The 14,810-nt window shown below is 61.8% G+C and carries 12 protein-coding genes and 3 tRNA genes; 5 read left to right on the forward strand and 10 right to left on the reverse strand.

What is annotated here, in order from left to right; translation table 11 throughout:
* Nucleotides 1-102: 102 nt before the first annotated feature.
* The 6 genes from nusG to KW821_RS14945 all read right to left on the reverse strand — a co-directional run bounded on the left by nusG (nucleotide 103) and on the right by KW821_RS14945 (nucleotide 2,780).
* Nucleotides 103-654, reverse strand: coding sequence for a transcription termination/antitermination protein NusG (gene nusG, locus KW821_RS14920; protein WP_033130103.1), 552 nt, complete (start codon nucleotides 652-654; stop codon nucleotides 103-105).
* A gap of 9 nt (nucleotides 655-663) precedes the next feature.
* A complete protein-coding gene (gene secE, locus KW821_RS14925) occupies nucleotides 664-1,035 on the reverse strand; it encodes a preprotein translocase subunit SecE (RefSeq protein WP_042654543.1) in 372 nt (123 codons plus the stop codon).
* Nucleotides 1,036-1,095: 60 nt separating this feature from the next.
* Nucleotides 1,096-1,172 (reverse strand) — tRNA-Trp (locus tag KW821_RS14930).
* Between the two features lie 52 nt (nucleotides 1,173-1,224).
* On the reverse strand, nucleotides 1,225-2,409 hold the full coding sequence (gene tuf, locus KW821_RS14935) for an elongation factor Tu (protein ID WP_126623228.1): 1,185 nt from the start codon (nucleotides 2,407-2,409) through the stop codon (nucleotides 1,225-1,227).
* A gap of 173 nt (nucleotides 2,410-2,582) precedes the next feature.
* Nucleotides 2,583-2,657, reverse strand: a tRNA-Gly gene (locus tag KW821_RS14940).
* A gap of 38 nt (nucleotides 2,658-2,695) precedes the next feature.
* A tRNA-Tyr gene (locus tag KW821_RS14945) sits at nucleotides 2,696-2,780 on the reverse strand.
* Between the two features lie 261 nt (nucleotides 2,781-3,041).
* Between KW821_RS14945 and coaA the strand changes: the two genes are divergently transcribed.
* The gene (gene coaA, locus KW821_RS14950; RefSeq protein WP_218292006.1) at nucleotides 3,042-3,980 is read left to right on the forward strand and encodes a type I pantothenate kinase; all 939 of its coding nucleotides are present in this window, start codon (nucleotides 3,042-3,044) and stop codon (nucleotides 3,978-3,980) included.
* Between the two features lie 85 nt (nucleotides 3,981-4,065).
* On the opposite strand, the gene birA is transcribed toward coaA, so the two are convergent.
* The gene (birA, locus tag KW821_RS14955) at nucleotides 4,066-5,031 is read right to left on the reverse strand and encodes a bifunctional biotin--[acetyl-CoA-carboxylase] ligase/biotin operon repressor BirA (RefSeq protein WP_218292007.1); all 966 of its coding nucleotides are present in this window, start codon (nucleotides 5,029-5,031) and stop codon (nucleotides 4,066-4,068) included.
* Nucleotides 5,028-6,065 (reverse strand): UDP-N-acetylmuramate dehydrogenase, encoded by a 1,038-nt coding sequence (murB, locus tag KW821_RS14960; RefSeq protein WP_218292008.1) that lies wholly within the window; start codon nucleotides 6,063-6,065, stop codon nucleotides 5,028-5,030. The genes birA and murB overlap by 4 nt, the downstream gene beginning before the upstream one ends.
* Nucleotides 6,066-6,190: 125 nt before the next feature.
* Here murB and KW821_RS14965 point away from each other — a divergent pair, with 125 nt between their 5' ends.
* The gene (locus tag KW821_RS14965; RefSeq protein WP_218292009.1) at nucleotides 6,191-6,844 is read left to right on the forward strand and encodes a TrkA family potassium uptake protein; all 654 of its coding nucleotides are present in this window, start codon (nucleotides 6,191-6,193) and stop codon (nucleotides 6,842-6,844) included.
* Nucleotides 6,841-8,196: a TrkH family potassium uptake protein gene (locus KW821_RS14970; RefSeq protein WP_218292010.1), complete on the forward strand. Its 1,356-nt coding sequence runs from the start codon at nucleotides 6,841-6,843 to the stop codon at nucleotides 8,194-8,196. Before KW821_RS14965 ends, KW821_RS14970 begins: the two co-directional genes overlap by 4 nt.
* 61 nt (nucleotides 8,197-8,257) lie before the next feature.
* On the opposite strand, the gene KW821_RS14975 is transcribed toward KW821_RS14970, so the two are convergent.
* Nucleotides 8,258-10,225 carry a DNA topoisomerase III gene (locus KW821_RS14975; RefSeq protein WP_218292011.1) on the reverse strand — a complete coding sequence of 656 codons (1,968 nt, stop codon included), beginning with the start codon at nucleotides 10,223-10,225 and terminating at the stop codon, nucleotides 8,258-8,260.
* A gap of 347 nt (nucleotides 10,226-10,572) precedes the next feature.
* Between KW821_RS14975 and KW821_RS14980 the strand changes: the two genes are divergently transcribed.
* Together KW821_RS14980 and torA are read left to right on the forward strand one after the other, a co-directional pair.
* Nucleotides 10,573-11,703, forward strand: a complete 1,131-nt coding sequence (locus KW821_RS14980) for a NapC/NirT family cytochrome c (RefSeq protein ID WP_042654336.1) — start codon at nucleotides 10,573-10,575, stop codon at nucleotides 11,701-11,703.
* 22 nt (nucleotides 11,704-11,725) lie between these two features.
* Nucleotides 11,726-14,206 (forward strand): trimethylamine-N-oxide reductase TorA, encoded by a 2,481-nt coding sequence (gene torA, locus KW821_RS14985; RefSeq protein WP_218292012.1) that lies wholly within the window; start codon nucleotides 11,726-11,728, stop codon nucleotides 14,204-14,206.
* Nucleotides 14,207-14,344: 138 nt separating this feature from the next.
* Here the strand turns inward: torA and KW821_RS14990 are convergent, their stop codons facing one another.
* On the reverse strand, nucleotides 14,345-14,806 hold the full coding sequence (locus tag KW821_RS14990) for a hypothetical protein (RefSeq protein ID WP_042654338.1): 462 nt from the start codon (nucleotides 14,804-14,806) through the stop codon (nucleotides 14,345-14,347).
* Nucleotides 14,807-14,810 lie beyond the last annotated feature (4 nt).

Raw genomic sequence — 14,810 nt, forward strand, 5'->3', positions numbered from 1 at the left:
CTCGGAGACATACTCCTGCAAACGGCTCCCCAACAAATAAAGGGGCAGCGAATTATAGAGATATTCGCTGCCCCTGACAACCGTTAAACGTACAGACTTTAATCAGCCTTTTTCGACCTGACCAAAATCCAGTTCTACCGGCGTTGAGCGACCAAAGATCAGTACCGAGACCTTCACGCGACTCTTCTCGTAGTCCACCTCTTCAACGGTACCGTTGAAGTCGGCAAACGGACCATCGGCAACCCGCACCATCTCACCCGGTTCAAACAGGGTTTTCGGCCGCGGCTTGTCATGGGCATCTTGCAGACGATTGAGGATGGCATCCGCTTCCTTATCGGAGATAGGAGCAGGGCGATCGGAAGTACCGCCGATGAAACCCATCACGCGCGGTACGTTACGCACCAGGTGCCAGGTGGTTTCATCCATCAGCATCTGCACCAGGACATAACCCGGGAAAAATTTGCGCTCACTCTTGCGCTTCTGGCCAGCACGCATCTCGACCACTTCTTCGGTCGGGACCAGCACTTCGCCAAACATCTCTTCCATGCCATGCATCTTGATATGTTCACGCAGGGATTTGGCAACCCGACCTTCATAGCCGGAAAATGCCTGCACGACATACCATCTCATACGTTGTTCACGTTGTTCAGTCATGGCTTATCCTTACACACCGGTAATCAAATTGACCAACCAGACCAAGGCACCGTCCAGAAGGAACAGCAAAAGCCCCATCACGGCGGTCACCGCCAGCACAATCAGGGTTGTCTGAATGGCTTCCTGACGGGTCGGCCATACGACCTTGCGGACTTCCAGGCGCGACTCACGAGCAAATGCCAGTGTTGCCTTACCTTTGGTGGTTTGCAGGGCCACTGCACCAGCAGCGGCGATGACAACGACCACACCCAGGGCGCGGACGGCTGCGACAACATCGTGCAGCAGGTAATTACCCACTACAGCGGCCGCCAGGATGATGAAAACCAGACCCCAAAGCAGGGTATCCTTGTTTCCGCCCTGTCCCTCAGAACTAACACTCATACAACCCACCTGTATCTGACGTAACCAAAGACACAAAAGCCCCGTACGAGACGAGGTATATGGCAGGGGCGGCAGGACTCGAACCCGCAACCATCGGTTTTGGAGACCGCTGTTCTACCAATTCGAACTACGCCCCTGCATAAGAAAGCCCCTATTATAGGGGCTTCGCTTTATTTATGTAAGCCAAGATTACGCGATTACGCTGGCTACAACACCAGCACCTACGGTACGGCCACCTTCACGGATGGCGAAACGCAGGCCGTCGTCCATCGCGATCGGTGCGATCAGGGTAACAACCATTTTGATGTTGTCGCCTGGCATTACCATTTCAACGCCTTCCGGCAGTTCGATGGTACCGGTCACGTCGGTAGTACGGAAGTAGAACTGAGGACGGTAGCCCTTGAAGAACGGGGTATGACGACCACCTTCTTCTTTGGACAGTACGTACACTTCAGATTCGAACTTGGTGTGCGGCTTGATGGAGCCCGGCTTGGCCAGTACCTGACCACGCTCTACGTCTTCACGCTTCACGCCACGCAGCAGGGCGCCAACGTTCTCACCGGCACGACCTTCGTCCAGCAGCTTGCGGAACATTTCTACACCGGTACAGGTGGTGGTCACGGTATCTTTGATACCGACGATTTCGACGGTCTCACCGACTTTAACGATACCGCGCTCAACACGACCGGTTACTACGGTACCACGGCCAGCGATGGAGAAGACGTCTTCGATAGGCATCAGGAACGGCAGGTCGATTGCACGCTCCGGCTCCGGGATATAGGTATCCAGGTGGTTAGCCAGCTCGATGATTTTCTCTTCCCAAGCAGCGTCGCCTTCCAGCGCTTTCAGCGCGGAACCACGGACTACCGGCAGGTCATCACCCGGGAAGTCGTATTCGGTCAGCAGTTCGCGAACTTCCATCTCGACCAGCTCAAGCAGCTCTTCGTCGTCGACCATGTCGCACTTGTTCATGAACACGATCATGTACGGGATACCAACCTGACGACCCAGCAGGATGTGCTCACGAGTCTGCGGCATCGGGCCGTCAGTCGCAGCTACTACCAGGATCGCGCCGTCCATCTGGGCAGCACCGGTGATCATGTTTTTAACGTAGTCGGCGTGACCCGGGCAATCTACGTGGGCGTAGTGACGGGCAGCGGTGTCGTATTCTACGTGGGAGGTGTTGATGGTGATACCACGCTCACGCTCTTCCGGCGCCTTGTCGATCTGGTCGAAGGCGAAAGCTTTACCACCGAAGTGCTTGGCCAGCACGTTGGTGATGGCGGCGGTCAGGGTGGTTTTACCGTGGTCAACGTGGCCGATGGTACCCACGTTAACGTGCGGTTTATTACGCTCAAATTTTTCTTTAGACATGATCGTCCCTCTAAACTAACGCTGAGTACGCGGTGGCAAGCTAACCACAGAACAGTTTATATGATGGATTTGAATCTGGTGGGAATAGAGAGGCTGGTGCTGGCAGGCAGGTTCGATTGCCGAACACACCCTAGGGTGTGGCTCTCAGTATCACCTGAGCCATATCAGCATCTTGGAGCGGGCAGCGGGAATCGAACCCGCATCATCAGCTTGGAAGGCTGAGGTAATAGCCATTATACGATGCCCGCATTTCTCTAACCCAAAGAACTCAAACCGCAGAGAAATATGGTGGAGGGAGAAGGATTCGAACCTTCGAAGGCAGAGCCGTCAGATTTACAGTCTGATCCCTTTGGCCGCTCGGGAACCCCTCCGGTACCTCAATGCCACAACGGTAATTCTGCTTGCACCCGTTGTTTTGTCGCTTTTGCCGGGCAAATAGACGACAGACATCTAAGCGTCGCGCATTTTATTGTAAGGATTTTGGGGATGCAACCATTGCACCCTGCAAAAAGTGCATTATTGCAGGGATCCATGCAAAAAAAGCCTCCTTCCCCGTCCGAACCGGATGCGTCGCTTGTCGCTCCCGATCCCTTGGTGTATGGTCGCCCTGCCCAAGAAACAGTGATGACATCATGACGACAGAGCATAACCCCTATTTGCAATTCACCCGCGAACAATGGGCGTTATTGCGCGATGCAGTCCCCCTGACCCTGACCGAAACCGACCTGCATACCCTGCGCGGGATCAACGAGAAGGTGTCATTGCGCGAGGTAGAAGAGATCTATCTGCCCCTCTCCCGCCTGCTCAATCTCTACGTCAAGGCCAAGCAGCGCCGCAGCCGGGTGCTGGAGCAGTTCCTCGGCCAGTCCCGTGGCAAGGGCACCTACATCATCAGCATCGCCGGCAGCGTGGCGGGGGGCAAGAGCACCACGGCCCGCATCATGCAGGCGCTGTTGGAGCGCTGGCCCGAGCATCCACGCGTCGAACTGGTCACCACGGATGGCTTCCTGTACCCCAACAAGGAGCTGGAGGAGCGCGGGCTGATGCGCCGCAAGGGCTTCCCGGAGTCCTACGACATCCGCCACCTGGTAGAGTTTGTCGCCAATATTCGCGCCGGCCACGAGAAGGTCGAGGCCCCCGTTTACTCCCACCTCATCTACGACATACTGCCGGATGAGAAGAAGGTGGTGGAGCAACCAGACATCCTGATCCTGGAGGGGCTGAACGTACTGCAGAGCGGTATGGATTACCCGCAGGAACCTCACCGGGTCTTCGTGTCAGATTTTGTCGACTTCTCCATCTATGTGGATGCCGATGCCGAGCTGCTGCGCAGCTGGTACATAGATCGCTTCCTCAAGTTCCGCAGCGGCGCCTTCTCGGATCCGGACTCCTACTTCCATCACTACGCCAAGCTGGCGGAGAGTGAAGCCACCGAGATTGCCAGCAACATATGGCAAGACATCAACTATCTGAATTTGAAAGAGAATATCCTGCCAACCCGGGAACGGGCCAACCTGATCCTGACCAAGGGTCACGAGCACGCCATCGAGCAGATCAAGCTGCGAAAGTGATGGCAGGCGCCAACGGCGGACAAACAAAGGGGGCCTTCGGGCCCCCTTTGTTATTGTGGTCGAAGGTCGATGCCTCGCCTCTGGCTCAGTCCCCGCGCCGCAGGGAGATCTCGCCCCCCAGGTAGTATTTTATCCCCTCGTCCGTCTCCAGTCGCAGTGCGCCACGATCGTCGATGCCGCGGGCGATGCCACGGATCTCCTGCTCCCCCATCAGCAACCGCACCGGTCGGCCGGCAAAGTAGTCGAGTCGGTTCCAGCTCTCGACGAAGCTGGCCAGGCCGCTCTGCTCGAAGGTCTGCATGGCCCCTTGCAGGTGCAGTAGCACGCAGGCCGCCAGCTGGTTGCGATCCACCAGTTCGGGCTGGACGTGGCGCAGTTCGGACCAGGCCTGATCGATCTTCTCCCCCTGCCGGGCCGGCATCGCCAGGTTGAGGCCGATGCCGATCACCAGATGGCAGCTGGCACCGGCGCTGCCGCTCATCTCCACCAGGATGCCCGCCAGCTTGCGGCCCTGATAGTAGAGGTCGTTCGGCCACTTCAGCTCGACGCCCGGATAACCGAGCGACTCCAGCGCCTCCACCACGGCCACCCCGACCGCCAGGCTCAACCCCATGGCCGCCGCCATGCCCTGCTCGAGCCGCCAGTACATGCTCAGGATCAGCTGACAGCCGAAGGGAGAGACCCAGGGCTTGCCACGACGGCCACGACCGGCGGTCTGGCACTCCGCCAGGCAGCTCTCGCCGGACTGAAGCCGGCTCACCCGCTCCAGCAGATGCTGGTTGGTGGAGTCGATCACCGAGAAGCAGTGCACCGGCGCCATGGGAGCCAGGGTCTGCAGCTGCGCCTGATCGTACAGCGCCATGGGCACCGCCAGCCGATAGCCCTTGCCGGTCAGGCTGAACAGGTCCAGCCCGAGATCCTTGAGGGCGGCCATGTGCTTGCTCACCGCAGCCCGGCTGATGCCGAGCTGCTCGCCGAGCTGCTCACCGGAGTGGAACTGACCATCGCTGAGCAGGTTGATCAGGGTCTGTCTGATGGGGGTGAGGCTCATGCCAGCACCTCGTCGAGCCAGGTCTCGCCGGTGAGCCCCATGAAGCGCACCTCGTGCTCCAGCAAGACGCCGAAGCGCTGCTCTACACTGTCGCGCACATGGGCCGCCAGGGCGATCAGCTCCATGGCGCTGGCCCCGCCGAGGTTCACCAGCACCAGAGCCTGCTGCTGGTGCACAGCGGCGCGGCCGATGGCGAAGCCCTTGAGACCGCACTGATCGATGAGCCAGCCCGCCGCCAACTTGGCCTGCCCCTCCCCGGCGGGATAGACCGGCAGTTGCGGGTGCTGCAGCTTGAGCCGCTCGGCCTGCGCCAGGCTGACCAGGGGGTTCTTGAAGAAGCTGCCGGCATTGCCGAGCACGGCCGGATCCGGCAGCTTGGCCATGCGGGTGGCGCAGACGGTGTCGAAGATGGCCTGCGCTGTGGGGTCTTCACCTAGCGCCGCGAGCGGGCCATACCCCAACACCGGCTGCCAGGCCTTGGGCAGGCGCAGACCGACGGCGGTGATGAAGTGGGAATCCTGGCAGCCGTGCTTGAAGATGCTGTCGCGATAGCCGAACTGGCAGTCGGCGGCCTGGATGCGCTCCACCTCGCCCGTCTGCCAGTTGAATGCCTCCACATAGGCACAGAAGTCGGCCAGCTCGACGCCGTAGGCGCCGATGTTCTGCACCGGGGCGGCACCAACAGTGCCCGGGATCAACGCCAGATTCTCCAGCCCATGCCAACCCTGCTGCAGGGCGTGGCGCACCAGCTGGTGCCACTCCTCCCCCGCCGCCACGTGCAGCAGCCAGTGGTCGCCCTCCTCCTGCAGCTCGATGCCCTGCAGGCGGTTGAGCACCACCAGACCGGCAAAGTCATTGCAGAACAGGATATTGCTCCCACCCCCCAGCACCAGGCGTGGCAGGGCATTCAGCTCGGAGTTGGCCATCAAGGATCTGAGGTCATCGAGCCGGGTCACCTCTGCCAGCCAGAGGCAATGGGCATCGAGGGCCAGGGTGTTGAGGGTCAACAAGGGGGCGTGGGGGGTGAGTTTCATCTGCGTGTCCCGACAAGAGCAAGCGGGCAGTTTACCCCAGATCCCGCGGGACGAAAAATCCAGGCACTTTTCGGACTCAATCTGCTGGGGTAGAGTAACTCCTTCAGCCCTCTGAGGAAGCATAAATGAACAACCAATTTGCCGTCATAGGCCTCGGCCTGTTCGGCAGCGCCCTGTGCGAAGAGTTGCAACGGCAGGATGCCGAGGTACTGGCGATCGACATCGACGAGGTCAGAACCCGTCAGATCGCCACCCTGTGCAATCATGTCATCGTCGCCGATGCCACCGATGAGGCTACCGTCGCCGAGCTCGGCCTGGCCAACTTCGACATCGTCTTCGTCGCCATAGGTGACAACCTGGAGACCAGCATTCTCACCACGCTCGTGCTGAAGGAGGCGGGGGTGAAGAAGGTGTGGGTCAAGGCGCGCGACAAGTTTCACGCCAAGATCCTGCAGAAAGTGGGCGCCGACAAGGTGATCAACCCGGAGTGGGACATGGGGCGCCGGGTCGCCCAGAGCATGCTGGACAACCGCCTGTTCGACTACCTGGAGTTGGGCCACGACATGGTGCTGACCGAGTTTGTCATCGGCCTGGCGCAAAATGGCCGTACCCTGGCCGACCTGCACCTGTTGCAGCAGACCGAACTGCAGTTGCTGGCCATCAAGCGCGGCCAGGTGCTGCACAACGTACTGACCGGCAAGATGGAGCTGCAACTCGGCGACATCCTGATCCTGGCCGGTAACAAGCATGCCATCGATCACTGGCTCGACACCCTATGATCAACTGGCGCAGCAGCTATGCCTTTGCCCTGCATCGGGATGCCGACTCCCGCTGGAGCGAAGCCAGGCTGATCCTCGGCAGTTTCCTCGTCATCCTGTTGATCGGCACCCTGTTCCTAGTCCAGCCCTCCAGCCACAAGGGCGAAGTCACCTTCGTCAACGCCCTGTTCACCGCCACCTCGGCCATCAGCGTGACCGGCCTCGGGGTGGTGGATACCGGCACCGCCTTCACCCTGCAGGGGCAGATCTTCCTGCTGATGCTGATGGAGATCGGCGGCCTTGGCCAGATGACCATGACCCTGCTGCTGATCGCCATGTTCAGCAAGCGAGTCGGCCTGCGCCAGCAGGTGCTGGCCAAGGAGGCACTGGGTCAGGAGGGCTCGGTCAACATCATCCAGCTGGTGAAGCGCATAGTGCTGTTCGCCCTGGTAGCCCAGCTGATCGGCACCGGCCTCATGGCCATTCGCTGGGTGCCGGAGATGGGCTGGGCCCACGGCCTCTATGTCAGCTTCTTCCATGCGGTGTCCGCCTTCAATAACGCCGGCTTCTCGCTGTTTGCCAACAATCTGATCAGCTATCGGGATGATCCCATCATCAGCCTGACCATCGCCGGTCTGCTGATCCTCGGCGGGATCGGCTTCACCGTCATCGTCGATCTGGTGCGCAACCGGCGCTGGCGCAAGCTGAAGCTGCACAGCAAGCTGATGCTGCTGATGACCCCGGCGCTGTTGCTGGCCGGTACCCTGATGTTCTGGCTACTTGAGCACAACAACCCAGGCACCCTCGGCAACGCCGGCATTGGCGGCCAGCTGTTGGCGGCCTTCTTCCAGTCCGCCACGGCGCGCACGGCGGGCTTCAACACCATCGACATCGGCTTGATGACCCCTGCGGCCCTGCTGTTCATGATGATGCTGATGTTCATCGGCGCCGGCGCCACCTCCACCGGGGGCGGCATCAAGGTAACCACCTTCGCCGTGGTGGTGCTGGCCACCAAGGCCTTCCTGACCAAGCGGCCCCATGTCACCGCGTTCGGCCGCACCCTGTCACCCCAGATAGTGACCCGCTCGCTGGCCATCATCATCGTCAGCACCATGGTGCTGATGCTGGCCATGTTCCTGCTGATGATCACCGAGTCACAACCCTTCGACAAGATCATGTTCGAGACCATCTCGGCCTTTGCCACCGTGGGGCTCACCACCGGCATCACCGCCGAGTTGAGCGAACCCGGCAAGTGCATCCTGGTGCTGGTGATGATCTGTGGCCGTCTCGGCCCCCTCACCCTGGCGCTGATGCTGGCCAGACCGAGCGAGACCCGGATCCGCTACCCGGAAGAGGGGGTCTATACGGGCTAATCTTCCATAGATGCGAGAAAGGGGCCCATGGCCCCTTTCTTTTTTCCTGTGCATCCACGGCTCAGGCCACCTTGCCCCTGGCCGGACGTTTGGCCACGCTCTTGCGGGAGCTGCCGCCGGCACTGCTCTTGCTCCCCTTGCGGCTGAAGCGGCGTTTGTCGGCGCCCGCGGCCGCCTTGGGCAGGGCGCTGAAGCTGGCGCCGGAGTCCTGCCTTGCCCCCTCGATCAGTCCATGCAGCTGCTCGGTGAGCGGCCCCATGAACTGCTGGTAGCTGGCGTGACGCTCGGCGATCTGGCCGAGGTGCTGCTCCCACAGCGCCGTCATGTCCGGGGTGGTAGCGCTGGCGGGCAGCGCCAGGATCAGCGCCCGCCCGGTGGGGGTGGCCTTGATGCTCTTGCCCTGGCGCACCAGGAAGCGTCGCTTGAACAGCAGATCTATGATGCCGGCCCGGGTCGCCTCGGTGCCGAGGCCATCGGTCTCGCGCAGGGTCTTGCGGATCTCGGGATCCTGCACATGGCGGGCGATGCCGGTCATGGCGGCCAGCAGGGTGGCGTCGGTGAACGACTTGGGCGCCTGGGTCATCTTCTCCAGCAACTCGCCCCGTTCACACTGCAACTGCTCGCCCTGGCGCAGGGCGGGCAGGCTCCCCGCCTCCTCCTCATCGTCCTCTTCCACCCCCAGCAGCGCCTTCCAGCCGGCCTTGAGAATGCGCCTGGCCTTGGCCTGGAACAGGCCACCGGCGATGCGCAGCAACACCCTGCTGTCGTTGTATTCGAACGGCGGGTAGAACTGCAGCAGATACTGGCGGGCGATCAGGCCATAGATCTTGCTCTCCTCGGCGGAGAGACTGCCTTCGTTGCCACGCTTCTCGGTGGGAATGATTGCGTGGTGGGCATCGACCTTGCTGTCGTTCCAGGCCTTGCTGCGGATCTTGCCATCCGCCTCGCTCACCGCCTTGGCCAGAGCCGGCGCGGTCGCGGCTATGGCGTCGCGCACCTGAGGGGCCCGGCTGAAGTGATCGCCCGGCAGGTGCCGGCTGTCGGATCTGGGATAGGTGATGAGCTTGTGGCGCTCGTAGAGTGCCTGGCAGACATCCAGCACCCGCTTGGCATCCATGCCGAAGCGCTTGGCGGCGTCGATCTGCAGGCTGGAGAGGTTGTAGGGCAGCGGCGCCGTCTGCTTGCGGGCCTGCTCCTCGACCTCCTCCACCTGGGCAGGCTGGCCTTTGATCCGCTCCACCACCTTGGCGGCCAAGGCCCGGTTGAGCACCCGTCCCTCCTCATCCTGCCAGGGAGCGCAGGCCTCGGACGGCAGCCACTTCGCGTTGAACCGCTCGCTGCCCTGGGTCACCACATGGGCCAGCACCTCGAAGAAGGGTTTGGGCACGAAAGCATCGATCTCCAGATCCCGCCGCACCACCAGCCCCAGCAGCGGGGTCTGCACCCGGCCGACCGACAGCAACTCGCTACAGCCCCCCTTGCGCCCGAGCAGGGTGTAGGCCCGGGTCATGTTGATGCCATAGAGCCAGTCGGCACGGCTGCGGGCCAGGGCCGAGACCGCCAGCGGCACGAACTCCTTGTTGTCCCGCAGCTTGTCGAGGGCCCGGCGCACCGCCGGCGGGTTGAGGTCGCTGATGAGGCAGCGCTGCACCGGCTTGGTCTTGGGATAGCCGAGAAAGTCGATCACCTCGTCCACCAGCAACTGCCCCTCCCGGTCCGGATCGCCGGCATTCACCACGCAGTCGGCCTGCTTGATCAGCCGCTTGATGACGGTGAGCTGGGTCCTGGTCTTGGGCTTGGCCACCAGCTGCCACTGGCCGGGAATGATGGGGAGCTGCTCCATGCGCCACTGCTTGTAGGCGGCGTCATAGGCATCGGGCTCGGCCTGCTCCAGCAGGTGGCCGATGCACCAGGTCACCACGTCGCCCTCGGCGGTCTCGATAAAGCCCTCCCCCTTCTTGTGGGGCTTGGGCAGGGCATCGGCGATGGCGCGGCCCAGGCTGGGCTTCTCGGCAATAAAGAGTCGCATGACTGACAAACCTGATCACTGTATATGCAAACAGTATATATCGAGCCTTTCGCAAAGCCCAACACCTGTCCATTCAGAGCCCGGCTGTCATACCGGGGAGCAAAACGTCGAGTCAGAGCCGTTTCCAGCATGACTCGTGCGGATTTGATGATTTAAAGGGTGTCAAATAAGGCTAAACTAACAAGGTTAACAACTAGAATTTGATTTAAATTCATACATGAAAATTTAAATGGAATTTAAAACGAAAAAAATCCAATTTAAAGAATAAAAACCATAACCGAGGTCAACCCCTCATCCGCCAAGACTACTACTATATTGGTAATATTTGATCGTAGGGAACTGCCGCCATGCTTGGAAAAATGTTGAGAAAGACCTGGTTCTGGCTCCTGCTGCTCGGGGCCCTGCTGGGCGTCGCGGCGCTGGGAGTCACCGTCACCGTGCTGCACAAGACCAGCTCCACCGAGTTCTGTGTCTCCTGCCACTCCATGCAGACACCGCTGGCCGAATATCAGGGCAGCGTGCACTTCCAGAACGTGAAGGGGATCCGGGCCGAGTGCGCCGACTGCCACATCCCCAATGACCCCGGCTCCTATCTGTGGACCAAGATCCGCGCCGTGAAGGATATCTACCACGAGGCCCTCGGTACCCTGGATAGCCCCCAGAAGTATGAGGAGCACAAGCTGCGCATGGCCCAGACCGTCTGGGATCAGCTCAAGGCCAATGACTCCGCCACCTGCCGCAGCTGCCACAGCTACGCCGCCATGGACATCCTGGCCCAGCGTCCCAACGCCCGCGCCGAGCACCCGGTGGCCATCAAGGAGGGCCAGACCTGCATCGACTGTCACCGCGGGGTCGCCCACATCATGCCGGACATGAGTGGCCTGGCCGCCGCCGGCGCCAGTGAACTGGCGGCGGCCGCCGCCCAGACCCCGGCGACTGTCACCACTCGCTACGCCATCGCCACCACGCCGCTGTTCCTCGATGCCAAGGCGACCACGGACGAGGGCACCCTGATGCCATCGACGCAAGTCGAGATCCTGGCCAACGACAACGGTCGCGCCCAGGTACGGATCGAAGGCTGGCAGCAGGACGGGGTGAGCGAGGTGTTCTACGCCGCCCCCGGCAAGCGCATCCTGAGCGTGCTGGTCGGCGACGCCGCCAAGCAGGCGCTGGTCACCGGCAAGAGCGAGACCGACAGCGCCACCAACCTCACCTGGCATCAGGTCAAGCTGACCGCCTGGGTGGATCAGCGCCAGCTCATCGGCGATCAGGGCAAGCTGTGGCAATACGCCTCCACCCTGATGTCCAACAACTGCACCGGCTGCCACGGCCTGACCGCGCTGGATCACTTCAACGCCAACCAGTGGATCGGCGTCATCAAGGGCATGGAATCACGCACCTCTCTTACCCCGGAGCAGGCCCGCATGCTGACCCAATACGTGCAAAAACACGCCAGTGACATGAGCGCGGCACACTAAGGCTGGAACAGAGGAATTCGATATGACTTTTTTCAATGACCAACAGACCAATCTGTCCCGCCGCAGCCTGCTCAAGGGACTGGGGGCCTGTGCCGCCCTGCCGCTGCTCGCCGGCCTGTTCCCGAAGCACGCCCTGGCGCAAGCCATCAGCACGGCGCTTGAACAGTTCCCGACTCTGGTACCGGCCCAGAAGGGCATACTGACCGGCGCCCACTGGGGTGCCTTTGAAGCCATAGTCGCCGATGGCCGCATGATCCGCGTGCAGCCGGTGGCCGACGATCCGGCACCGAACGATCTCATCGACATGGCGCCGTTCCAGGTCCATGCCAAGAACCGCATCAAGTACCCCATGGTGCGCAAGAGCTGGCTGGAGCATGGCCCGGGCGCCAAGCCCGAGCTGCGCGGCGCCGACGAGTGGGTGCGGGTGAGCTGGGAGCAGGCCATCGAACTGGTGGCCGGCGAGATCAAGCGGGTGCAGGGCGAGTTCGGCCCCCAGGCCATCCACGCCGGATCCTACGGCTGGAAGAGTGTCGGCATGTTCCACAACAGCCGCACCCTGCTGCACCGGCTGATGAACCTGGCCGGTGGCTTCACCGGTTATGCCGGCGACTACTCCACCGGCGCGGCCCAGGTGATCATGTCCCACGTGATGGGCTCCATCGAGGTGTACGAGCAGCAGACCGCCTGGCCGAACGTGGTGGAACATGCGGAACTGGTGGTGCTGTGGGGGGTCAACGCCCAGGTGACCCTGAAGAACAGCTGGAACATACCGGATCACGAGGGTCAGGCCGGTTTCAAGGCGCTGAAGGAGAAGGGCACCCGCATCATCAGCATAGATCCCGTCTACAACGAGACCGCCAAGCTGGCCAACGCCGAGTGGATTGCGCCGAACGCCTACACCGATGTGGCCATGATGCTGGGGGTTGCTCATACCCTCTATAGCGAGAAGAAGCACGATCAGGCCTTCCTCGAGCGCTACACCGTCGGCTTCGACAAGTTCCTCGACTACCTGCTCGGCAAGGACGACGGTCAGCCGAAGAGCGCCGAGTGGGCTGCCACCGTCTGCGGGGTCGAGGCCAAGGTGATCCGCCAGCTGGCCCTCGACATGGCCTCCAAGCGCACCATGATCATGGCGGGCTGGGGCATGCAGCGTCAGCATCACGGCGAACAGCCGAACTGGATGCTGGTCACCCTGGCCGCCATGCTGGGCCAGATCGGCCTGCCGGGGGGCGGCTACGGCTTCAGTTATCACTACTCATCCGGCGGCAGCCCCACCGCCAAGGGCGGCATATTGGCAGGCATCTCGGCCGGGACGGCGCCGCAGAACAGCCCGGCGCCCATCCCGGTGGCCCGCATCGCCGACTGCCTGGCCAACCCCGGCAAGACCATCGACTTCAACGGCCGCAAGCTGACCTACCCGGATGTCAAACTGGTCTACGTGGCGGGTGGCAACCCCTTCCACCACCATCAGGACACCAACAACCTGCTGCAGGCCTGGCGCAAGCCGCAGACGGTGATAGTGCACGAGCCCTACTGGACCGCCACCGCCAAGCACGCCGATATAGTGCTGCCGGTGACCACCAGCTACGAGCGCAACGATCTCGAGATGGGGGGTGACTACTCCCAGCGCTACGTCTTCCCCATGCACCAGTGTGTGCCGCCCCAGCACGAGTCGCGCAACGACTTCGACATCTTCAGCGCCGTCGCCGCCAAGCTCGGCCTGCAGGAGGCCTATACCGAGGGCAAGGACGAGACCCTGTGGCTCAAGCAGATGTACGACGGCATGGCCGCCCAGGCCCGCGGTGCCAAGGTGGCGCTGCCGCCGTTCAACATGTTCTGGGAGTCCAACAACTACATCCGCTTCCCCATCCCTGAGGCGAACCGCCAGTGGATCCGTCACGCCGATTTTCGCGACAACCCGCTGCTCAACCCGCTCGGCACCCCGTCCGGCAAGATAGAGATCTTCTCCAATGCCATCGCCGGCATGAGCTATGCCGATTGTGTCGGCCATCCCAAGTGGTATGAGCCCAAGGAGTGGGCCCAGGGCGAACAGGCCAGCCGCTATCCGCTGTCCCTGAACACCTCGCACCCGACCCAGCGACTGCACTCCCAGCTGGACAACACCCCGCTGCGGGACAAGTTCGCCATCGCCGATCGGGAGGCCATCCTGATCCACCCGGACGATGCCAAGGCCCGTGGCATCCAGGCCGGGGATCTGGTGCGCGCCTTCAACGAGCGCGGCCAGATCCTGGTGGGCGCCCTGGTGTCGAAGGACATTCGCCAGGGGGTGGTGCGGATCTGCGAGGGGGCCTGGTTCGATCCGGCCAAGCCGGGCGAGGTCGGCGCCATCTGCAAGAACGGCAACGTCAACTGCCTGACCTTCGATGAAGGCTCCTCCAGCCTGGCGCAAGGCAACTGCGGCCACATGGCCCAGCTGCAGATCGAGAAGTACAGCGGGCCCGAGCTGCCCAACACCGCCCATGAGGTCCCCGCCAACGCCTGAGTCGGCGGTCGGCCAACCAAAACGGCGCCCTCGAGGCGCCGTTTTTTATTGTTTGTCTCAGGACGATTCAGCCGCCCCTTCCATCCTGTACTATTCCGCTCATTCCACTCTGAGGTGGCCAGAGGGGGATGGAATGACTCAGAAGTCTCCCTCTACCATGTACTCTTCCGCACATTCGACCAGCTGGGGCCAGAGATCTTCCTGTATCCAGGCCTCGGGGTCATCCTCGTCGCCGTCATACTGGGTCCAGAAGAAGGCGCGTAGCCCGCTGGCAAAGTCGTCGCTGACCTCGGCCAGCTCGGAGAGCGGCCCCAACCAGGCGATGCGGCGCAGGCCGGAGGCGAGATCGTTGATGGCATCCATCAGGCCGCGATCATCGCCGCACTGCTCCACCAGCAGGGTGAAGCGCTCACGGGCGCTCGCGGTCTGATCCTCATCCAGCTCGCCGGCATCGGCCAGCAACTCGACGAAGTCTTCCAGCAAGAATTCGATCAGGGATTCCCGATCCTCAAACCACTGGAGCTGGGCCCCCTTGGTGCCCAGCACAGAGGCATCGAACGAATCATCGAGATGACAGAGTGCCCACGGATCGTCAGTCATTGCT

It is taken from the genome of Aeromonas sp. sif2416 (genome assembly GCF_019218665.1).
GTDB lineage: Bacteria > Pseudomonadota > Gammaproteobacteria > Enterobacterales > Aeromonadaceae > Aeromonas > Aeromonas encheleia.